Annotated in this window: 17 protein-coding genes, 1 tRNA gene and 1 other RNA gene; 8 read left to right on the top strand and 11 right to left on the bottom strand. The window is 72.8% G+C overall.

What is annotated here, in order from left to right:
- The first annotated feature begins 14 nt into the window (after positions 1-14).
- Complete coding sequence (locus LQ327_RS08615; protein ID WP_230731603.1) at positions 15-938, top strand: SDR family oxidoreductase; 924 nt, start codon at positions 15-17, stop codon at positions 936-938.
- A 70-nt stretch (positions 939-1,008) separates the two neighbouring features.
- Here the strand turns inward: LQ327_RS08615 and LQ327_RS08610 are convergent, their stop codons facing one another.
- From LQ327_RS08610 to LQ327_RS08590, 5 genes are all read right to left on the bottom strand, one after another.
- Positions 1,009-2,493, bottom strand: a complete 1,485-nt coding sequence (locus tag LQ327_RS08610) for a catalase (protein ID WP_230731601.1) — start codon at positions 2,491-2,493, stop codon at positions 1,009-1,011.
- 58 nt (positions 2,494-2,551) lie between these two features.
- Entirely contained in the window at positions 2,552-3,040 is a 489-nt protein-coding gene (locus LQ327_RS08605; protein WP_230731598.1) for a Fur family transcriptional regulator, read from the bottom strand.
- Positions 3,041-3,272: 232 nt separating this feature from the next.
- Positions 3,273-4,328 carry an aspartate-semialdehyde dehydrogenase gene (locus LQ327_RS08600; protein ID WP_230731596.1) on the bottom strand — a complete coding sequence of 352 codons (1,056 nt, stop codon included), beginning with the start codon at positions 4,326-4,328 and terminating at the stop codon, positions 3,273-3,275.
- Positions 4,329-4,330: 2 nt separating this feature from the next.
- Complete coding sequence (locus LQ327_RS08595; protein ID WP_230731588.1) at positions 4,331-5,596, bottom strand: aspartate kinase; 1,266 nt, start codon at positions 5,594-5,596, stop codon at positions 4,331-4,333.
- Between the two features lie 119 nt (positions 5,597-5,715).
- On the bottom strand, positions 5,716-6,069 hold the full coding sequence (locus LQ327_RS08590; protein WP_230731586.1) for a hypothetical protein: 354 nt from the start codon (positions 6,067-6,069) through the stop codon (positions 5,716-5,718).
- Positions 6,070-6,358: 289 nt separating this feature from the next.
- Between LQ327_RS08590 and leuA the strand changes: the two genes are divergently transcribed.
- Complete coding sequence (gene leuA / locus LQ327_RS08585; RefSeq protein WP_372460652.1) at positions 6,359-8,161, top strand: 2-isopropylmalate synthase; 1,803 nt, start codon at positions 6,359-6,361, stop codon at positions 8,159-8,161.
- 43 nt (positions 8,162-8,204) lie between these two features.
- Here the strand turns inward: leuA and recR are convergent, their stop codons facing one another.
- Positions 8,205-8,831 carry a recombination mediator RecR gene (recR, locus tag LQ327_RS08580; protein ID WP_230731584.1) on the bottom strand — a complete coding sequence of 209 codons (627 nt, stop codon included), beginning with the start codon at positions 8,829-8,831 and terminating at the stop codon, positions 8,205-8,207.
- Positions 8,832-8,837: 6 nt separating this feature from the next.
- The gene (locus tag LQ327_RS08575) at positions 8,838-9,170 is read right to left on the bottom strand and encodes a YbaB/EbfC family nucleoid-associated protein (RefSeq protein ID WP_230733193.1); all 333 of its coding nucleotides are present in this window, start codon (positions 9,168-9,170) and stop codon (positions 8,838-8,840) included.
- A gap of 132 nt (positions 9,171-9,302) precedes the next feature.
- Here LQ327_RS08575 and LQ327_RS08570 point away from each other — a divergent pair, with 132 nt between their 5' ends.
- Complete coding sequence (locus LQ327_RS08570) at positions 9,303-11,108, top strand: alpha/beta hydrolase family protein (protein ID WP_230731576.1); 1,806 nt, start codon at positions 9,303-9,305, stop codon at positions 11,106-11,108.
- A gap of 114 nt (positions 11,109-11,222) precedes the next feature.
- On the opposite strand, the gene LQ327_RS08565 is transcribed toward LQ327_RS08570, so the two are convergent.
- Both LQ327_RS08565 and ffs read right to left on the bottom strand, forming a co-directional pair.
- Positions 11,223-13,523, bottom strand: a complete 2,301-nt coding sequence (locus LQ327_RS08565; protein WP_230731573.1) for a DNA polymerase III subunit gamma and tau — start codon at positions 13,521-13,523, stop codon at positions 11,223-11,225.
- 100 nt (positions 13,524-13,623) lie between these two features.
- Positions 13,624-13,718, bottom strand: an RNA gene (gene ffs, locus LQ327_RS08560) — signal recognition particle sRNA small type.
- A gap of 98 nt (positions 13,719-13,816) precedes the next feature.
- On the opposite strand from ffs, the gene LQ327_RS08555 reads away from it, so the two are divergent.
- Together LQ327_RS08555 and LQ327_RS08550 are read left to right on the top strand one after the other, a co-directional pair.
- Positions 13,817-13,904 (top strand) — tRNA-Ser (locus LQ327_RS08555).
- Positions 13,905-14,007: 103 nt separating this feature from the next.
- Positions 14,008-14,571 (top strand): class I SAM-dependent methyltransferase, encoded by a 564-nt coding sequence (locus tag LQ327_RS08550; protein ID WP_230733191.1) that lies wholly within the window; start codon positions 14,008-14,010, stop codon positions 14,569-14,571.
- Positions 14,572-14,818: 247 nt separating this feature from the next.
- On the opposite strand, the gene LQ327_RS08545 is transcribed toward LQ327_RS08550, so the two are convergent.
- Positions 14,819-15,418 carry a TetR/AcrR family transcriptional regulator gene (locus LQ327_RS08545; RefSeq protein ID WP_230731571.1) on the bottom strand — a complete coding sequence of 200 codons (600 nt, stop codon included), beginning with the start codon at positions 15,416-15,418 and terminating at the stop codon, positions 14,819-14,821.
- 73 nt (positions 15,419-15,491) lie between these two features.
- Here LQ327_RS08545 and LQ327_RS08540 point away from each other — a divergent pair, with 73 nt between their 5' ends.
- From LQ327_RS08540 to LQ327_RS34640, 3 genes are read left to right on the top strand one after another with little or no spacing between them, the layout of a single operon-like run.
- Complete coding sequence (locus LQ327_RS08540) at positions 15,492-16,634, top strand: acyl-CoA dehydrogenase family protein (RefSeq protein WP_230731569.1); 1,143 nt, start codon at positions 15,492-15,494, stop codon at positions 16,632-16,634.
- Positions 16,635-16,686: 52 nt separating this feature from the next.
- Positions 16,687-17,475: an LmeA family phospholipid-binding protein gene (locus LQ327_RS08535; RefSeq protein WP_230731568.1), complete on the top strand. Its 789-nt coding sequence runs from the start codon at positions 16,687-16,689 to the stop codon at positions 17,473-17,475.
- Between the two features lie 34 nt (positions 17,476-17,509).
- A complete protein-coding gene (locus LQ327_RS34640) occupies positions 17,510-18,508 on the top strand; it encodes a Gfo/Idh/MocA family protein (RefSeq protein WP_230731566.1) in 999 nt (332 codons plus the stop codon).
- Positions 18,509-18,540: 32 nt separating this feature from the next.
- Here the strand turns inward: LQ327_RS34640 and LQ327_RS08525 are convergent, their stop codons facing one another.
- Positions 18,541-19,329 carry a DUF429 domain-containing protein gene (locus tag LQ327_RS08525; protein WP_230731564.1) on the bottom strand — a complete coding sequence of 263 codons (789 nt, stop codon included), beginning with the start codon at positions 19,327-19,329 and terminating at the stop codon, positions 18,541-18,543.
- Between the last annotated feature and the right edge of the window lie 192 nt (positions 19,330-19,521).

The following is a 19,521-nucleotide window of genomic DNA, read 5'->3' as shown; positions in this document are numbered from 1 at the left end:
AGGAGGCAGTTCCCATGCGCGTGTTCGTCACCGGTGCGTCGGGCTGGATCGGCTCGGCGGTCGTCCCGGAGCTCGTCGCGGCCGGCCACCAGGTCACCGGGCTGGCCCGCTCGGACGCCTCGGCGGCCGCCGTCGAGGCCGCGGGGGCCGCGGTGGTCCGCGGCGGCATCGAGGACCTCGACATCCTGCGCGACGCGGCCGCCGCGTCGGACGCCGTCGTGCACCTCGCCTTCCGCCACGACATCGCGTTCTCCGGCGGCTTCGCCGAGGCCGTCGGATCGGACGCCGCGGCCATCGGCGCCCTCGGCGAGGGACTGCCCGACGGCGGGGCGCTGACCATCGCCGGCGGCATCCTCGGCCTGGCGCACGACGGCGTGCCCGCCACGGAGCGCGACGTCCCGGCGGCCGACAGCATGGCCGCGGGACGCCAGGCGTCGGCGACCGCGGCGCTGGCGCTCGCGCCGCGGCTGCGCTCGTCGGTCGTCCGGCTGTCCCCGACCGTCCACGGCGAGGGCGACGGCGGCTTCGTCCCGACGCTGATCGCCGCCGCACGGGGCCGCGGCGTGGCCGGCTATCTCGGCGACGGGGGCACCCGCTGGACCGCGGTGCACCGCTCGGACGCCGCCCGGCTCTTCCGGCTCGCGATCGAGGTCGCGCCGGCCGGGTCGGTGCTGCACGCGGTCGACGACGAGGGGGTGCGGATCCGCGAGATCGCCGAGGTGATCGGGCGCCATCTCGACATCCCGGTGCAGCAGGTCGCACCCGAGGACGCGGGCGAGCAGTTCGGCTTCCTGGCGGGGTTCGTCACCCTCGACAGCCCCGCGTCGAGCGCGATCACGCGGGAGGTCACCGGCTGGTCGCCGAGCGGGCCCGGCCTGCTCGAGGACCTGGACAAGGGCCACTACTTCGACGAGGCCGCGGGCAGCAAGTACGTGTAGGTGCGCTTCGCGCTCGTGAGCAGTAATTGACGCCCTGGCATCAATTACTGCTCACGAGGCCGGAGGCCACCTAGCTCTGCGAGAGCACCTTGCCGGTCAGCTCGCGGACCTTGGCCTCGATGCGCTCACCGACGCCCTGGTCGATCGAGCGCCAGTACTCGAAGGCGCGCTGCAGGACGTCGTCACCGACGCCACCCGCGAGGTGGCCGGAGACGTTGCCGATGAAGCGCTCGCGCTCCTCGTCGTTCCAGACCTCCATCATCATGGTGCGGGCCTGGATCTCGTCGGAGTCCTCCGGGTGCTTCACGTAGGCGGCGCGCTGGATGTCGCCGTCGGCGTACCACGTCGGCGGCTGCTCGACGTGCCCCTGCGGGACCTGCGGCGAGCCCTTCGAGTTCGGCGCGTACACCGGGTCGAGCGCGTTCTGGGTCCGGTGCGCCCCGGCGAACGTGTACGCCGCCGTCGGGACCTTCGGCGCGTTGACCGGGATCTCCTTGTAGTTCACGCCGAGCCGGGCGCGGTGGGCGTCGGCGTAGGAGAACCCGCGGGCGAGCAGCATCTTGTCGGGCGAGAGGCCCGTCCCGGGGGGCTGGTTGTTCGGCTCGAACGCCAGCTGCTCGATCTGCGTGTGGTAGTCGACCGGGTTGGTGTCGAGCGTCAGGCGCCCGACCTCCTGCAGCGGGTAGTCGCTGTGCGGCCAGACCTTGGTGAGGTCGAACGGGTTGAAGCGGTAGGTCTTGGCGTCCTCGAAGGGCATGATCTGCACCTTCAGGGTCCACGACGGGAACTCACCGCGCTCGATCGACTCGTAGAGGTCGCGCTGGTGGTAGTCGTTGTCCTTGCCGCACATCGCGTCGGCCTCGTCCTGGGTCATGCACTTGACGCCCTGGTCCGAGATGAAGTGGTACTTGACCCAGAACTCCTCGCCCTGGGCGTTGACCCACATGTAGGTGTGGCTGGAGTAGCCGTTCATGTGGCGCCAGGTCTCCGGGATCCCCCGGTCGCCCATGAGCCACGTGACCTGGTGCTTCGACTCCGGCGACAGCGTCCAGAAGTCCCACTGCATGTCGTGGTCGCGCAGCCCGTTGCGCGCGAGGCGCTTCTGCGAGCGGATGAAGTTCTGGAACTTCATCGGGTCGCGGACGAAGAAGACCGGCGTGTTGTTGCCGACCATGTCCCAGTTGCCCTCGCGCGTGTAGAGCTTCAGCGAGAAGCCGCGCGGGTCGCGCCAGGTGTCGGGGCTGCCCCGCTCACCGGCGACGGTGGAGAAGCGGATCGCGCCCTCGGTCACCTCGCCCGGCTGGAAGACCGCGGCCTTCGTGTAGCGCGAGACGTCCTGGGTGACCTCGAAGCGCCCGAACGCCCCGCTGCCCTTGGCGTGCGGCTGACGCTCCGGGATGCGCTCCCGGTTGAAGTTCGCCATCTGCTCGATCAGGTAGTGGTCCTGGAGCAGCAGCGGCCCGTTGGCGCCGACCGTGAGCGAGTACTCCTGGCTCTCGACCGGGATGCCGGCATCGGTGGTGGCGGTGGTGGCCTGGTCCTTCGCGGTAGTCACTGCTCACCTCTCGTGGTGGTGGTGAAAGGCGTTCTGCGTTCTGTGGTGAGGCCGGGGGCTACCCGCTCGGGGTCGCGCGGCATGCGGGGCATCGACCCCAGAACACGACCTCGGCCTCGTCGATCTCGAAACCCGCGTCGTCGGAGGGAGTCAGGCACGGGCGCTCGTCGACCACGCAGTCGACGTCGGCCGTGACCCCGCACGAGCGGCACACGACGTGGTGGTGGTTGTCGCCGGTCCGTGTCTCGTAGCGCGCCGCCGACCCCGCCGGCTCGATCCGCCGCACCAGGCCTGCGTCCACGCACGCCGCGAGGACGTCGTACACCGCCTGGGTGGACACCGACCCGAGCTCGCCGCGGACGGCCGTGGCCACGGCGTCGGCGGTGGAGTGCGGGTGGTCGGCGAGGGTCGCGAGCACCGCGCGACGGGGCGCGGTGACCCGCAGGCCCACGGCGCGCAACGCCGAGACCACGTCGCCGATGTCGTGCCGCGGGTCCCGCGACCCGACGTCGGGGACGCCTCCGGAGAGCTCGCCGTCGATCGTCATGATGGCTCGACGGTGCCACCGAAACTGGAACTGGTCAAGAAAAGCCCGGGCGGGCTGGCGTCGGCCTTGATCAGGAGTACTCCAGGCAGCTCCGACCTCGCCCGGCCCTGCGCCACGTGCCCCTCGCTGTCGCGGGCGCACCTCACCGGCGGCTCGGGGGATCGCCCGGCATGTCAGGAAGGGTTCATCCTGACGTCAGATGTCAGCGACGGACCGTCGCTGACGCGTACTCTCACCGGTCCCCGACGAGCTCCTCGGCGATCTCGTACGTGTTCAGCGCCGCGCCCTTGCGCAGGTTGTCGCCGCACACGAAGAAGTCGAGCGTGTTCGGGAAGTCCAGCGCCTGGCGGATGCGCCCGACGTAGGTCGGGTCCTCCCCAACGACGTCGGCCGGCGTCGGGAACCGGCCCTCGCGCGGCTCGTCGACCAGCACGATCGACGGCTGCGCGGCGAACACCTGGCGGGCGGTCTCGACGTCCACCGGGGAGTCGAACGTGGCGTGCACCGCGAGCGCGTGGGTGGTCACCACGGGCACGCGCACGCAGGTCGCCGAGACCTTGAGGCCCTCGATACCCAGGATCTTCCGCGACTCGTTGCGGACCTTGAGCTCCTCGGACGACCAGCCGCCATCGCGCCAGGAGCCGGCCCACGGCACCACGTTGAGCGCCAGCGGCGCGGGGAACGGCGAGTCGGTCCCGAGCCCGGCCGCGGCCAGCGCCTCGCGCACGTCGCCCGCCCGGTGCCCGACGCCCTTGCCCGCCACGGCCGACATCTCGGCCTGCAGGCGGTCGATGCCTTCCTGACCGGCCCCGGAGGCGGCCTGGTAGCTCGCCACGACCAGCTCGGTCAGCGTGAACGCCCGGTGCAGGGCGCCGATCGCCGCCATCATCGACAGCGTCGTGCAGTTGGGGTTCGAGACGATGCCCTTGGGCCGGGTGTGCGCCGCGTCGGCGTTCACCTCGGGCACCACGAGCGGCACGTCGGGGTCCATGCGGTACGCGCCGGAGTTGTCCACCGCGATCGCGCCGCGCTCGACGGCGACCGGGGCCCACGTCGCGCTGACCTCGTCGGGGACGTCGAACATGGCGATGTCGACGCCGTCGAACGCCCCCGCGGAGAGCGCGACGACCTCGATCTCCTGCCCGCGCACGGTCAACCGACGGCCCGCGGAGCGCGGCGAGGCGATGAGCCGGATCTCCGACCACGGCACCGTCTCGCGGGCGTCGATGATGTCGATCATGACGGAGCCGACCGCTCCGGTAGCTCCCACGATGGCCAGGGTCGTCATGACTACCTTCCCGTCCCGGCGTGCACGACGGCCTCGGTGTCGCCGCCGAGGTCGAACGCCTCGTGCAGCGCGCGGACCGCGTCGTCGAGCTGCGTGTCGCGGATGAGCGCGGAGATGCGGATCTCCGAGGTGTTCATCATCTCGATGTTCACGCCGGCCTGGGCGAGGGACTCGCAGAAGGTGGCCGTGACGCCGGGGTGGGTCCGCATCCCGGCGCCGACGAGGGTCACCTTGCCGACGTGCTCGTCGAAGATGACTTCCTCGTGGCCGACCTCGCCCTGCACCGCGGCGAGCGCGTCGACCGCGCGGCGGCCGTCCTTCACCGGCAGCGTGAACGTCACGTCGGTCTTGCCCGTCTTCAGGTGCGAGATGTTCTGCAGCACCATGTCGATGTTGATGTCGACGTCGGCCACGGCGCGGAAGATGCGCGCCGCGAACCCCGGCTGGTCGGGGACGCCGACGACGGTCACCTTGGCCTCGGACCGGTCGTGCGCCACCCCGGTCAGGACGGCCTGTTCCACGCTGAGCTCCTCGATGGACCCGACGATCGTCGTGCCGGGCTGGTCGGTGTACGACGAGCGGACCCGCAGCGGGACGCCCTCGCGGCGCGCGTACTCCACCGCGCGCAGGTGCAGCACCTTCGCCCCGCACGCGGCCATCTCGAGCATCTCCTCGTAGGTGATGTTCTCGAGCAGCTTCGCGTTCGGGACGATGCGCGGGTCGGCGGAGTAGACCCCGTCGACGTCGGTGTAGATCTCGCAGATGTCGGCCTTCATGGCCGCTGCCATCGCGACGGCGGTGGTGTCCGAGCCGCCGCGGCCGAGCGTCGTGATCTCCTTGGAGTCCGCGCTCACGCCCTGGAAGCCGGCGACCAGCGCGATCCCGTCGTCGTGCAGGGCCGCGTGGATGCGGCCCGGGGTGACGTCGATGATCCGGGCGTCGCCGTGCTTCCCGGTGGTGATCATCCCGGCCTGCGAGCCGGTGAACGAGCGCGCGGTCCCGCCGAGGGCGTTGATCGCCATCGCGAGCAGCGCGTTGGAGATGCGCTCCCCGGAGGTCAGCAGCATGTCCAGCTCGCGCGGCGGCGGGCTGGGGTGCACGGCGAGGGCGAGGTCGGTCAGCTCGTCGGTGGTGTCACCCATCGCGGACGCGACCACCACGACGTCGTTGCCGTCCTTGCGGGTGCGCATGATCCGTTCCGCCACGCGCTTGATGCGCTCCGCGGACTGGACGGACGACCCGCCGTACTTCTGGACGACGAGCGCCACCTCGACCGACCTCCGGCTACCTGGGGTGTGCGGGACCATCGGCCCGGCGACCCGGACCGGGGCTCCACCCTAGCCGAGCGGTGCCGGACGAACTCCCCAGATGTGGCGTGGTGCGGAGATCAGGGCGCGAGGGCGTTGAGGATCTTCGCGATGACGATGCCGATGGCCAGCCAGACCACGGCCGCGATGCCGTAGTTCAGGATCACCTTGAGCGCCTCGCTCGCCGGCAGGAAGAGATCGCCGATGCCGAGCGTGAGGTTGTTCGCCGCGTCCGCGAAGAACGTGGTGATGCCGTTCTGCGGGTTCGCCGCGGCCACCGTCAGGACGATGTGGATGACCAGGATGGCGGCGAAGATGACCGTGAGGATGCGGATCACCGAGGCCGCGAGCGTCAGCGACTTGCTCGCCAGCGCACGGAGATCCTGCTGGGTGCTGGCCTTGCGCTGCTGACCGGTCTCGGCATCCTGCGTCATGACACAGATCATGGCACGCCGCCCTACCGGGTGGTAGTGGGACGGTGACCAACGGTCATCGGGGTTCGGCGAGAGGGTGCGACCCGGATCACTCCCGGCGTCGGGTTGCCCGCACCGGGTGCGATGGGTCTACCGTGGTCCTCGATGTTCCGCGTGCTGCTCCTTCTGCGCCGCGGCGGGGCCTGACCGAGACCGGCTCCCCGCCGCGGGTGATGCGCGCTCGCCGGTCGCCCCCGGGCGGACCGTCCGGGATCCCTGCACCGCCGCACGGAGATCACGAGCCATGAGCATGTCCACGCCCTCGATGCCCGACGGGCCCATCGGCGACATCCGCGAGACCGTCGTCCACCCGGACGGCGAGATCCCCGCCGACCAGGCGTTCTGGAACGCCCAGCGGCCCAGCCGCATGCCGGTGCACCGGTACAAGCCCTTCGCCGACGTCGTCGAGAAGGTCTCGGTACCCGACCGCACCTGGCCGGACAAGATCATCACCAAGGCCCCGCTGTGGGGCGCGGTCGACCTGCGCGACGGCAACCAGGCGCTGATCGACCCGATGTCCCCGGCCCGCAAGCGCCGCATGTTCGACCTGCTCGTGCGCATGGGCTACAAGGAGATCGAGGTCGGGTTCCCGGCCGCCTCGCAGACCGACTACGACTTCGTCCGCGAGATCATCACCCAGGACGCGATCCCGGCCGACGTCCGGATCCAGGTCCTCACCCAGGCCCGGCCCGAGCTGATCACCCGGACCTTCGAGTCGCTGGAGGGCGTGCACTCCGCCGTCGTCCACCTCTACAACTCGACGTCGATCCTGCAGCGCCGGGTCGTCTTCCGCTCCGACCGCGACGGCATCACGAAGATCGCGACGGACGCCGCGACGCTCGTCCGCGCCGAGGCCGAGAAGCGGCCGGGCACGAACTGGCGCTTCCAGTACTCGCCCGAGTCCTACACCGGCACCGAGCTCTCCTACGCCAAGGAGATCGTCGACGCCGTCGGCGACGTCTGGGAGCCCACCCCCGAGAAGCCGATGATCGTCAACCTGCCGGCGACGGTGGAGATGGCGACCCCGAACGTCTACGCGGACTCCATCGAGTGGATGCACCGCAACCTCGCGCGCCGCGACTCGATCATCCTGTCGCTGCACCCGCACAACGACCGCGGCACGGGTGTCGCCGCCGCCGAGCTCGGCGTCCAGGCCGGCGCGGACCGCGTCGAAGGCTGCCTGTTCGGCAACGGCGAGCGCACCGGCAACGTCTGCCTGGTGACCCTGGGCATGAACCTGTTCAGCCAGGGCGTCGACCCGCAGATCGACTTCTCGGACATCGACGAGGTGCGCCGCACCGTCGAGTTCTGCAACCAGCTGCCCGTCGGCGAGCGCCACCCGTGGGGCGGCGACCTGGTGTTCACCGCGTTCTCCGGCTCCCACCAGGACGCGATCAACAAGGGCCTCGAGGCGATGCGGTCCGAGGCGTCGGCGGCCGGGCACCCGGTCGACGACCACCCGTGGGAGGTCCCGTACCTGCCGATCGACCCGAAGGACGTCGGCCGCACCTACGAGGCCGTCATCCGGGTCAACTCGCAGTCGGGCAAGGGCGGCGTCGCCTACCTGATGAAGACCGAGCACCAGCTGGAGCTGCCGCGCCGGCTGCAGATCGAGTTCTCCCGCCGGGTCCAGGAGCAGACCGACGCCGAGGGCGGCGAGGTCTCGGCCAAGGAGATGTACGACATCTTCGCCGAGGAGTACCTGAACCGCCGGGTCCCGCTCGAGCTGGTGCGCTCGCGGGTGTCGACCCACGACGACGGCAAGGCAGAGCTCGAGGCCACGCTGAAGGTCGAGGGGGACCTGCACGAGGTCACCGGCGTCGGGAACGGCCCGATTGCCGCGTTCGTCGACGCCCTCGCCTCGGTCGGCTACGACGTCCGCGTCCTCGACTACGCCGAGCACGCCATGTCCGCCGGAGACGACGCGCGGGCCGCGGCCTACGTCGAGGCCGCCGTCGGGGACGCCGAGGTGTGGGGCATCGGCATCGACGGCTCGATCCTCACCGCCTCGCTCAAGGCCGTGGTGTCGGCGGTCAACCGAGCAATGCGCTAGCGCGCATGTGAGTGGATTTGGTCGTTCAGACGACCAAATCCACTCACATCGCTCCGCGCCTCCCGGCCAGCGCCCGACCCAGCGTCAGCTCGTCGGCGAACTCCAGGTCGCCGCCCATCGGCAGGCCGGACGCCAGCTTCGTCACCGAGAGGCCGGGGAAGTCCCGGAGCAGGCGCACCAGGTAGGTAGCGGTCGCCTCACCCTCGGTGTTCGGGTCCATCGCCAGGATGACCTCGGTGATCTCGGGCTCCTGCTCGCCGCCCTCGGTCTCCTGGCCCCCGATGCGGCGGAGCAGCTCCCGCACGCGGAGCTGGTCGGGACCGACGCCGCCCATCGGGTCGAGGGCCCCGCCCAGCACGTGATAGCGCCCCCGGAACTCCCGGGTGCGCTCGACGGCCATGACGTCCTTGGGCTCCTCGACGACGCACACCAGCGTCGCGTCACGCCGGGTGTCGGCGCAGATCCGGCAGCGCGGCTTCTCGCTGACGTTGCCGCACACCTCGCAGAACACGACCCCGGCCTTGACCTTGGCCAGCGCGTCCTGCAGCCGGGTGATGTCGGCGTCCTCGGCCGCGAGGATGTGGAACGCCAGGCGCTGGGCGCTCTTCGGGCCGATCCCGGGGAGCCGGCCGAGCTCGTCGATCAGGTCCTGGACCGGGCCCTCGAACACTGGTCCTTACGCCCCCAGCTGCGGGCCGCCCGGCGCGCCTCCCATGTCCAGCCCGCCGGCGAGCGGGCCCATCTTCTCGGCCTGCAGCTGCGCGGCGTTGTCGGCGGCCGACGAGAGGGCGCCGAGGATCAGGTCCTGGAGCGTCTCGACGTCGCTGGGGTCCACGACCTTCGGGTCGATCGAGATCCCGCGGACCTCGCCGGCGGCGGTCTGGGTGACCGTGACCAGGCCGTTGCCGGCCTGGCCGGTCACCTCGGTCTCCGCGAGCTCGGCCTGGGCGTTCATGAGCTGTTCCTGCATGGCCTGGGCCTGCTGCAGAAGGGCACCCATGTCGGGCATGTCCTGCTGTCCTGGCTGCACGCCCCCAGGGTAGGCGGTCCCCGCCACGTGCCCGCGATGCCGCATCGCTGACGCCGGATGTCAGCAACGGCGCACGGCTGACCGGTGGGGACGTCGGGCAGAGTGGCGCCCGTGAGCGACACCGCCGACCTCGTCCACCGCCTGCTCTCCGCCCGCACCTGGCGAGCGTTCGACGTCGACGCGGACGGCCGCGTCCTCGCCGGCGACGACACCTCCGGCTCGGTGCAGCTCGTCGAGCTCACCCCGGACGGCGGGCGGCGCACCCTCACCGCGCTCCCGGGCGCGTGCTCCGGCCGGTACCTCAAGGGGATCTCCCCGCGCACCGTCGTCGTCTCGCACGACTCCGCGGGCGACGAGCGCGCCCAGCTCTCGCTGCTGCGCCCCGACGAGGTGACCGACCCGGTCGGCGAGGACGGACTCGAGCCGCTCGTGCGCGACCCGGCCCACATCCACTCGCTCGCCGAGGTCCTCGACGGCGGGCGGGTCGTCTACGCGACCAACCGCCGCAACGGCGTCGACTTCGACCTGGTGCTGCGCGACGTCGAGGCCACCACCGAGACCGTCCTCTACGACGGCGGCGGCATGGTCGGCGGCGCGGCGGTCGCGCCCGACGGATCCGGCGCGCTCATGACCCGCCCCGGAACGCCCGCCATGAGCTCGCAGGTGCTCCTGCTCGCCGGCGCCGAGACCCGCGAGATCACCGCCGCCGACGAGCCCGCGCTCTTCGGTGGTCTCCAGTGGCTCCCGGACTCCTCCGCCGCGATCGTCACCACGAACTCCGGGCGCGACCGCACCGGGATCGCCCGCCTCGACCCGGCCACCGGCACGGTGACCTACCTCGTCACCGACGACGCCCACGACGTCTCCGGGCGCCTCTCCCCCGACGGCGCGAGCCTGCTCGTCGTCACCGACGACGACGGCGCGTCCCGGCTCGCGATCCACGACGTGACCACCGGCGCACACCGCGTCGACGTCGTCACCCCCGGCGTCGGGGTCGGCGACTTCCTCACCGTGCCGCGCTGGTCGGCCGACTCGCAGGGCCTCGCGCTGACCTGGACGTCCCCGACGATCCCCGCCGACGTCGTGCTCGTCGACGCCGCCAGCGGGCGCACCGGCACCGCGGCGTCGTCGGTCGACGACCTCGAGGGCCTCGAGCTGGTCACCCCGACCAGCGTCGGCGTCCCGACCCCGGACGGCGAGACGGTGCCGTGCTTCGTCTACGCCCCTGAGCAGCCCTCGGGGTCCAGCGTGCTGATCGTGCACGGCGGACCCGAGGGGCAGTCGGTGCGCTCGTTCTCCCCGATCGTGCAGGCGCTGACCGCGCAGGGGCACACCGTGCTGGTGCCGAACGTGCGCGGGTCCGTCGGCTACGGCAAGCGCTGGTACTCGCTCGACGACGTCGAGCTCCGGCTGGACTCGGTCGCGGACCTCGCCGCGATCCACGACTACCTGCCGCAGCTCGGCCTGGACCCGGCGCGCTCGGCGCTCTGGGGCGGGTCGTACGGCGGCTACATGGTGCTGGCCGGGGTCGCGTTCCAGCCCGAGCGCTGGGCCGCCGGCGTGGACATCGTCGGCATCTCGTCGCTGGTGACGTTCCTGGAGAACACCTCGCCGTACCGGCGCGCCCACCGGGAGCGGGAGTACGGCTCGCTCGAGCGCAACCGCGAGTTCCTGGAGCGGGCCTCGCCGCTGAACCGGATCTCCGACGTCCGCGCGCCGCTGTTCGTCATCCACGGCGCGAACGACCCGCGGGTGCCGCTCTCCGAGGCAGTGCAGGTCGCGGACGCCGTGCGTGCGGGCGGGGTGGAGGTCGAGCTGGTGGTCTACGACGACGAGGGCCACGGCCTGGCGAAGCGGGTCAACCGGCTCGATGCCTACCCGCGCGCGATCGACTTCCTCGGCCGGGTCCTGGGGTAGCGCGGCTTCCGGGTGATCGGCCCGGGGCCCGCCGCGAGAGGCACACCACGCAGGCCGACGCGCCCGCTGACCTGCGCTATGTGCCCCTGATCAAGAAGGGCGGGGCGTCCGTCGCTAGCGGCCGTCGACCCGCCGCGCCCCCAACTGCTCGGTGAGCAGTTCCATGACGATGTCGTCCGGGTCGCGACGGTTCGCGGGTTCGCTCGAGCCCGGGTCGGCGTGGGCCTCGGCGTACATGTCCTCCTCGGTCACGTCCTCGTCGTCGGGAGGCTCCGGAGGGGGCGGGATGTCGGGAGAGGCGGCCGCGGGGCGGGGACCGTCGCGGCCGGCCGGGGGTTCGGGCGGCCGGGCGGGCTGCTGCTCACCGGACTGGGTGGCGGCCGCCCCGGAGGCGCTGCCGCCGTTGCGGGCGCTCGGGCGTTGGAACTGCGGTCGTCCGGCGGAGGCGCCCGCCTCGGGGTCGGCGGGGCGCTCGGACGGCCCGGAGGACGACTCCCGGCCGCCGCGCGACCCGCCGTCGGGCGGTGAGGCCCCGCGCGTCTGGGCCTGGGGGCGCTGCGGCGCGGCCGGGGCCTGGCCGCCACGACCGCGTGCGTCCGGGCCGCCGGGGCCTGCCCCTCCCGGGCCGCGCCCGTCCGCGTCCACCGCCCGGATCGCCCACTCCCCGGAGAGCACGCGACCGAGCGCCGCCGTGACGTGGGCGGCCCGGTTCGGCTGGGAGAGCTGTTTCGCGAGCGGCGGGGTCGGCATCGCCAGGGTCACGGTGGTGCCCTCGACGGCGGCGACGGTGGCGTTCTGCAGCAGCGCGTGCGTCGGCTTGCTCGACTCCCGGACCGCCGACATCACCTCGGACCAGATCCGCCGCAGGCCCGCGGCGTCCATCGCCCCGGGCGCGGCGGCGGGCGGCGCCTGCTCGGGGGTGGGTTCCGCCGACGTGGCGGCCGGCGGCGGCTCGGCCGGGCGTCGCCGGGGCTCCTCGGCCGGCCCGGCGGACTGCTCCTGGGCCGGCCGGTCCTGCTCCCGGGGCGCCTCCACCGTCGCGCCCGGCCGCTCGGTGGGCGGTTCGACCGTGGCGTCCTGCGGGTCGGCGGCCTGAGCGGCGGGGGCGGCCTCCGACGCCGCAGCCGACGCCGGGGCGGGCACCTCCTCGTCGCGACGACGGGACGGACGCTGGAAGCGGGGCTCCGCGGCCTCCTCCGACACCGCCGGACCGGCGCCGGGTGCCAGCGGGCCGCCCGCACCCGCCGTCGCACCCGCCTGGAGACGCCGCTCGACGCCCTCGAGCCGCTGCACCAGCGCCGCGTCCGAGGACGACGCCGCGGGCAGCAGCATCCGGGCGCAGACCAGTTCCAGGAGCAGGCGGGGCGCGGTGGCGCCGCGCATCTCGGTCAGCGCGGTGTGCACCAGCTCGGCGTGCCTCGCCAGGGACGCCGGACCGAGGCGCTGCGCCTGGTCGACCATCCGCTCGAGCTCGTCGGCGGGGACGTCGACCAGGCCCTTCTCCCCCGCGTCGGGTACGGCGTGCACGAGGATCAGGTCCCGGAGGCGCTGCAGGAGATCGGCCGCGAAACGGCGCGGGTCGTGCCCCGCCTCCACCAGCCGGTCCACGGCGCCGAACACCGCGGCGCCGTCCTGGGCACCGAGGGCGTCGACGACGTCGTCGAGGATCGCGACGTCGGTGACGCCCAGCAGGCCGACCGCCCGGGCGTAGGTGACCCCGGCGTCGTCGGCACCGGCGAGCAGCTGGTCCAGCACCGACAGCGAGTCGCGCGCCGAGCCGCCGCCCGCCCGCACCACCAGCGGGTACACCGCCGGCTCGACGGTCACGGCCTCCTCGCCGCAGATCCGCTCGAGCAGGCCGCGCAGCGTGCTCGGCGGCAACAGGCGGAAGGGGTAGTGGTGCGTCCGCGACCGGATGGTCGGCAGGACCTTGTCCGGCTCCGTCGTCGCGAAGACGAAGATCAGGTGCTCGGGCGGTTCCTCGACGACCTTGAGCAGCGCGTTGAACGCCGCCGTGGTCACCATGTGCGCCTCGTCGATGATGAAGACGCGGTACCGCGAGTTGACCGGCGCGAAGTGCGCCCGGTCCCGCAGCTCGCGCGCGTCGTCCACGCCGTTGTGGCTGGCGGCGTCCATCTCGGTGACGTCGAGCGACCCGGGGCCGTTCGGGGCCAGCGCCACGCACGACTCGCAGACCCCGCACGGATCAGGCGTCGGCCCCTGCTCGCAGTTCAGCGAGCGGGCCATGATCCGGGCGCTGGAGGTCTTCCCGCAGCCACGCGGACCGGAGAACAGATAGGCGTGGTTGATCCGGCCGGCCGACAGCGCGGTGCGCAGCGGATCGGTGACGTGCTCCTGCCCCACGACCTCGGCGAACGTGCCGGGCCGGTACCTGCGGTACAGCGCGAGACTCATCGGTCCGGCTCCGCTGCGCTCGATGTCCCCGCCACGGCCGCGAGGCTACGCGGACCGTCCGACAGCGATGGGGCGCCTTCGACGAACCGGCGCCTGAGACGAAAGGGGACCCCGCGCACCCGCCAGAGCCCGCTGACCCTTGCTGCCTTCCGGCCCTGGGGGAGTTCACAGGATGGACGCCGCGCGGGGTCCGCAGAGAACTGTACCGGTCCTCGGCTCGTGTCCCGAGGGGGTGGGGTGGATGCTCCCTCCGCCTCGCGGACGCCGGAGGCATGCCCTGTACGCTTCTCGGCGGAGGATTGGCCGAGCGGCCTAAGGCGCACGATTGGAAATCGTGTTGGGGTAACACCCTCACGGGTTCGAATCCCGTATCCTCCGCCAGCTCCGACGAACGCCGGGTCCTCCATCGCGGAGGGCCCGGCGTTCTGTCGTTCACAGGGGTCGCGACGACGATCCGGGGCGGGGATCGTCGTCGACCGTGGCCATGAACCTGATGCACCGCCGCCTCTGCAGCTCCGCCGGCTGGGCCGAGAAAGTGGCCGGGTGGATGCCCCGCGACCTCGCCGACGTCGACCTCGGCGACGACGTCCTGGAGATCGGTCCGGGCTTCGGCGCGACGACGGCGGTGCTGGTCGGGCAGGTGCCGCGACTGACGGCCGTCGAGGTGGACGAGACCTCGGCGGCGCGACTGGAGGCCGAGTACCGCGGGCGGGCGACGATCGTGCACGGCGACGGCACCGCGCTGCCCTTCGAGGACGGCCGCTTCTCCGCCGTCGTCTGCTTCACGATGCTGCACCACGTGCCGTCGCGGGCCCTCCAGGACTCGCTCTTCGCGGAGGCGTGCCGGGTGCTGCGACCGGGCGGGGTGTTCCGCGGGGTGGACTCCCAGCTCAGCCTGCGCTTCCGCGTGCTCCACATCGGCGACACGATGGTCGTCGTGGACCCGGGGACGTTGCCGGGGCGGCTGACGACGGCCGGGTTCGACGAGGATCCCGACGTCGCGATCCGCTCCGACGGGCGCCTGCGGTTCACCGCCCACAAGAGCTGATCGGCGCGGGTGTCGGGCGGGTCTCGCGCCGGCGGTCGATCTCGCCGGGATACGGCCTCGCGGTGGCGATCGACGTCGGTGGCGCTAGTCAGTTGATGGTGGCGAGCGCGGCGCCGGTTCGGGCCGCGCTCGTCAAGATCAACTGCGTAGCGTCGGGAGAGTCCTTCGCTCCCGTCGCGCCACCCGAGGCGTTCCGGCCGCAGGGTGCCCCTCCTCGAGGCGAGAGCCACGCCGACACAGCAAGGACTCACTCGGAACGCAGACCCCGCACCAGCAACGCCGCCAGCTGCTCGTAGGCCTCGGCGTCGGCGAGACCCGTCGTCGCCGCGATCCGGCGCTGCTGGATGGCCTCCATCGTCGAGGCGATCACCTCCGCGGCGAACCCGACGTGCACGTCGCGGAACGCCCCGGACTCGACGCCCTCGGCGATGATCTCCCGCACCCGCCGCGCCGCCGCGCGGGTGTTGCGCTCGTAGATCTCGGCCGCCGGCGGGAACGACGCCAGGTCCTCGAAGAACCGCGCGGAGGCGGGCGCGAGCTCCGCCGACACCGCACGCAGGTAGGCGGCGAGCCGGTCGGCCGGGTCGGTGCGGGTGGCGACGGTGGCCTCGACCCGCCCCGTGGCCGAGCGGAAGAACCGGACCACGGCCGCCGTCACCAACTGCTCCTTCGATCCGGCGAGCCCGTAGAGGGTGCGCTTGGAGCAGCGCAGGCGGGCGGCGACGTCGTCGAGGGTGAACGCGCTGAACCCCTCGGCGAGCAGCAGCTCGACCAGCGCGTCGAACAGCTCGTCCCGCCGGGCCGCCCCACGGCGAACCGGACCAGAACGCGTGCCCGTCGTCGCCACCTGGCGATCATAACCGGCCACGGCTACTCTCATCGGTACTGACGTTCCGATCTCAGTACCGATAGGGAGTCCCATGGCCGTCGACCGCCTCCTGCCCACCGACGAGGCCCGCGCGCTGATCGAGCTGACGCGCGAGGTCGCCGACAAGGAGCTGGCGACGCGCGTGGACGACCACGAGCGCTCCGAGACCTACCCCGAGGGCCTGTTCTCGACGCTGGGCGAGACCGGGTTGCTCGGGCTTCCCTACCCGGAGGCGCTCGGGGGCGGCGGCCAGCCCTACGAGGTCTACCTGCAGGTGCTCGAGGAGCTCGCGGCGCGCTGGGCGGCCGTCGCCGTCGCGGTCTCGGTGCACGGTCTGTCGTGCTTCCCGGTGGCGACGTTCGGCACCGAGGCGCAGCAGGAGCAGTGGCTGCCGACGATGCTCGCCGGCGAGCTGATCGGCGGGTACAGCCTGTCGGAGCCGCAGGCCGGGTCGGACGCCGCGGCGCTGCGCTGCCGGGCCGAGCGCGACGACGCCGGGAACTACCGGATCACCGGCGAGAAGGCCTGGATCACCCACGGCGGGAAGGCCGACTTCTACGCGCTGTTCGCGCGCACCGGTGAGGGCAGCCGCGGCGTCTCGTGCTTCCTCGCGCCCGGGCAGGCCGAGGGCCTGACCTTCGGCAAGCCCGAGGAGAAGATGGGCCTGCACGGCATCCCGACCACCTCCGCCACCTGGGACGGCGCGGTCATCGAGGCCGACCGGCTCCTCGGCGACGAGGGCCAGGGCCTGCCGATCGCGTTCGCCGCGCTCGACAGCGGCCGACTCGGCATCGCGGCGTGCGCGACGGGGCTCGCCCAGGCCGCGCTCGACGCGGCCGTCGACTACGCGAACGAGCGCCAGACGTTCGGCAAGAAGATCGTCGACCACCAGGGCCTGGGCTTCGTGCTCGCCGACATGGCCGCGGCCGTCGACTCGGCCCGCGCCACCTACCTCGACGCCGCCCGCCGTCGGGACGCGGGCGTGGACTACGGCCGCCAGGCCAGCGTCGCGAAGCTCGTCGCCACCGACGCCGCCATGAAGGTCACGACGGACGCGGTGCAGGTCTTCGGCGGCTACGGCTACACGCGGGACTTCCCGGTCGAGCGCTACATGCGCGAGGCCAAGATCATGCAGATCTTCGAGGGCACCAACCAGATCCAGCGCCTCGTGATCAGCAGGCACTTCGCCCGCTGACCGGGCGGGGCGACGGCGGCGCGCCCGGCGCCGTGGCGCAGGATGGCCTCCGATGCGCGGTTTCCTGGTCACCCTGCTGGTGCTCGTCGTGCTGCTCGTGGGCGCCGATTTCGGCGCGCGGTGGATCGCCGAGGACCGGGTGGCGACACAGTTGCAGTCGCAGCTGAAGCTGCAGGAGAAGCCCGACGTCGCCATCCACGGCTTCCCGTTCGTCACGCAGGCGGCCGCCGGCGACTACGGCGCGGTGACGCTGACCGCGCAGCACATCCAGTACCGGCAGCTGCAGGACATCACGCTGGTCGCCGACCTGGGCGACGTCAGCCTGCCGCCGCAGTCGCTGATCGACGGCACGGTGTCCTCGATCCCCGCGAAGACGGTCACGGCCAGCGCGCAGGTCGACCCCACCGACCTCGCGCGGGTGCTGGGCGTCCAGGACGTGACGGTCGCGCCGGTGACCCAGGAGACGCTGGACGCACGACGGGCGACCGGGTCGACCGCCCAGAAGGCGCTCTCCGGGGTCGACCCGAGCCAGGCGGTGCAGCTCACCTCGACGACGACGGTGCTCGGCCAGCAGGTGCACGTCTCGGTCATCGCGACGTTCAAGCTCTCCGGCGGTCAGATCGTGCTCTCCGCCCGGGACATCGCGGTCGACTCGGGCGACGCCGCCGTCCCCAGCGCCGTGTCGAACGCACTGCGCGGCCGGCTCTCGGGCTTCTCGGCGAAGGTCGACCCGGGCGCGCTGCCCTTCTCCATCAGCGCCACCGACCTGCGCGCGCAGGACGGCAAGCTCGTCGTCTCGGGAACCGCGAAGAACGTCGACCTGCTCGGCGGCTCCCTGTGAGGCCGGTGGTCGGCCCCGTGACAGGGTGAGCGCCGTGCAGACGATCCGCTGGGGTATCGCCGGGCCGGGCCGCATCGCCGCGAACGTCGCCGGCGACCTCACCCGCACCGACGGCGCGGAGCTGGCCGCCGTCGGGTCGCGGTCGGCGGACCGGGCCGAGGCGTTCGCCCGCGAGCACGGCACCGACGCGACCCGTGCGCACGGCTCCTACCGGGACCTGCTCGACGACGACGGCGTCGACGTCGTCTACATCGCGACCCCTCACCCGCAGCACGCCGACCTCGCCGTCGCCGCACTCGAGGCCGGCAAGGCGGTGCTCGTCGAGAAGACGTTCACCGCGACGCTGGCCGGCGCGTGGCGGGTGGTCGACACCGCGCGACGCCACGGGGTGTTCGCGATGGAGGCGATGTGGACGCGCTTCCAGCCCGCCATCGTGCGCGCGCGTGAGATCTACGAGGCCGGGGAGATCGGCGAGGTCCGGTCGGTGCAGGCCGACCTGGGCACCGTCCGCGACGTCGACCCCACCGACCGGCTCTTCGCCCCCGAGCTCGGCGGCGGCGCGCTGCTCGACCTGACCGTCTACCCGGTCTCGTTCGCCCAGATGGTGCTCGGCGGGACACCGTCGTCGGTGAACGCGGTGGCCTCCCGCGAGACGACGGGCGTCGACGCCGAGAACGCGCTGCTGCTGGCCTGGGAGGACGGCCGGTTCGCGACCGCGCAGACCTCGTTCCACAGCCCGTCGCCGGGTCAGGCGCGCATCTTCGGGTCGACCGGGTGGATCGACGTGCTGCCCCGCTTCCACCACCCGACGACGATCGTGGTGCACCGCGCGGGGTCCGAGGCCGAGACCATCGAGCTGCCGCCGCACGGCGCGGGCTACTCGCACGAGATCGACGAGGTGAACGCCTGCCTGCGGGCCGGGCGCACCGAGTCCGCCGTCATGCCGCTCGACGACACCCTCGCGGTCCAGGGCGTGCTCGCCGAGGCCGGTGACCAGCTCGGCCTGACGTTCTCCGAGGCTCGCGCCATGTGAATGGATGTGGTCGCCGGAACGACCACAATCGTTCACATGGGCGGAGCCCATATCGCGCCCTCCAGCAGGTACGTGGGATCGCGCAGCGGTCCCAGCCCCGCCAGCTCGTCGACGTGCTCGGCCATCCCCAGGGCGGCGAGCGCGGCGTCGAAGGCGTCCTCGGTGGCGGCCGCGGCGTCGCGCAGCGCGGTCGGGATGCGGGGGTCGGCGACGACGTGGGCCCGGCGCGCGTCCGGCGACGACTTCACCACCGGCCCGGTCATCGCGCGCGGGTAGACCTCGACGAGCAGCACTCCGGAGCTCCCTGGCGCCGGGTCCAGCGGCCACACCCCGACGCCCGCGGCCCGCCACGCCGCGAGCAGCGCCATCCCCCGCACCGAGCCGGTGCCGACCGCCCCGGCCCCGCCGATCTGGAACGTCGAGAGCGGGTTCAGTCCGCGCGCCCGCACGTCCTGTTCGGTCGACCGGTACAGCGGGCGCGCCGGGTCCCCCGTCGGCTTCCGGGTCCCCGCCCGCCCCCAGAACGGCGGCGGGCACGCGCGCAGCCAGCGCTCGCCGTCGCGGGCGGCCAGGTCCCACATCTGCGGCAGGGTCGCGCAGCCGTGCTCGCGGGCGAACCACGACGCGAGACCGAACGAGAAGTCCATCCCGACGACGGCGGGCTCGGTTCCCGCGCGCAGGCCGAGCAGCAGGTCGCCGACCCCCTCCCGGTCGAGGCCGAGGCGCACCTCGAGCAGCTCGCCCGGGCGCGCCTCGGCCACCCGGATCCGGTGCCGCGCCCCACGGGCGTCCCCGGACCAGTCGACGGCGAGCACGCGCACCGGGCCATCGTCACCCCTCCGAGACCGGCCCGCGACAGCATCAACACATTAGACCATTCGTCGTATCAGGATGACCGCTCAGCGGGTTGTACTCGCCCACGGGGCGACACGCGAGCCGTACCACGCTTTCCGGGCGTCATCCGCCGTCCCAGTGGCCCCACCCGTCACCCGCAGCGCAGGCTCCGCGCAGCC

It is taken from the genome of Actinomycetospora endophytica, assembly GCF_021026375.1.
In the GTDB taxonomy this organism is placed as follows: domain Bacteria; phylum Actinomycetota; class Actinomycetes; order Mycobacteriales; family Pseudonocardiaceae; genus Actinomycetospora; species Actinomycetospora endophytica.
Note: the sequence above shows the minus strand (reverse complement) of the source record. Positions and strands in the feature narration are given on the sequence as shown.

Excerpts from the sequence above, each read along its gene's own strand:
- LQ327_RS08565 (WP_230731573.1), bottom strand. The coding sequence starts at position 13,523 with ATGAGTCTCGCGCTGTACCGCAGGTACCGGCCCGGCACGTTCGCCGAG.
- LQ327_RS08535 (WP_230731568.1), top strand. The coding sequence starts at position 16,687 with ATGCGCGGTTTCCTGGTCACCCTGCTGGTGCTCGTCGTGCTGCTCGTG.
- LQ327_RS08605 (WP_230731598.1), bottom strand. The coding sequence starts at position 3,040 with ATGACGATCGACGGCGAGCTCTCCGGAGGCGTCCCCGACGTCGGGTCG.
- leuA (WP_372460652.1), top strand. The coding sequence starts at position 6,359 with ATGTCCACGCCCTCGATGCCCGACGGGCCCATCGGCGACATCCGCGAG.
- LQ327_RS08590 (WP_230731586.1), bottom strand. The coding sequence starts at position 6,069 with ATGACGCAGGATGCCGAGACCGGTCAGCAGCGCAAGGCCAGCACCCAG.
- LQ327_RS08540 (WP_230731569.1), top strand. The coding sequence starts at position 15,492 with ATGGCCGTCGACCGCCTCCTGCCCACCGACGAGGCCCGCGCGCTGATC.
- LQ327_RS08550 (WP_230733191.1), top strand. The coding sequence starts at position 14,008 with ATGAACCTGATGCACCGCCGCCTCTGCAGCTCCGCCGGCTGGGCCGAG.
- LQ327_RS08615 (WP_230731603.1), top strand. The coding sequence starts at position 15 with ATGCGCGTGTTCGTCACCGGTGCGTCGGGCTGGATCGGCTCGGCGGTC.
- LQ327_RS08575 (WP_230733193.1), bottom strand. The coding sequence starts at position 9,170 with ATGCCCGACATGGGTGCCCTTCTGCAGCAGGCCCAGGCCATGCAGGAA.
- LQ327_RS08600 (WP_230731596.1), bottom strand. The coding sequence starts at position 4,328 with ATGACGACCCTGGCCATCGTGGGAGCTACCGGAGCGGTCGGCTCCGTC.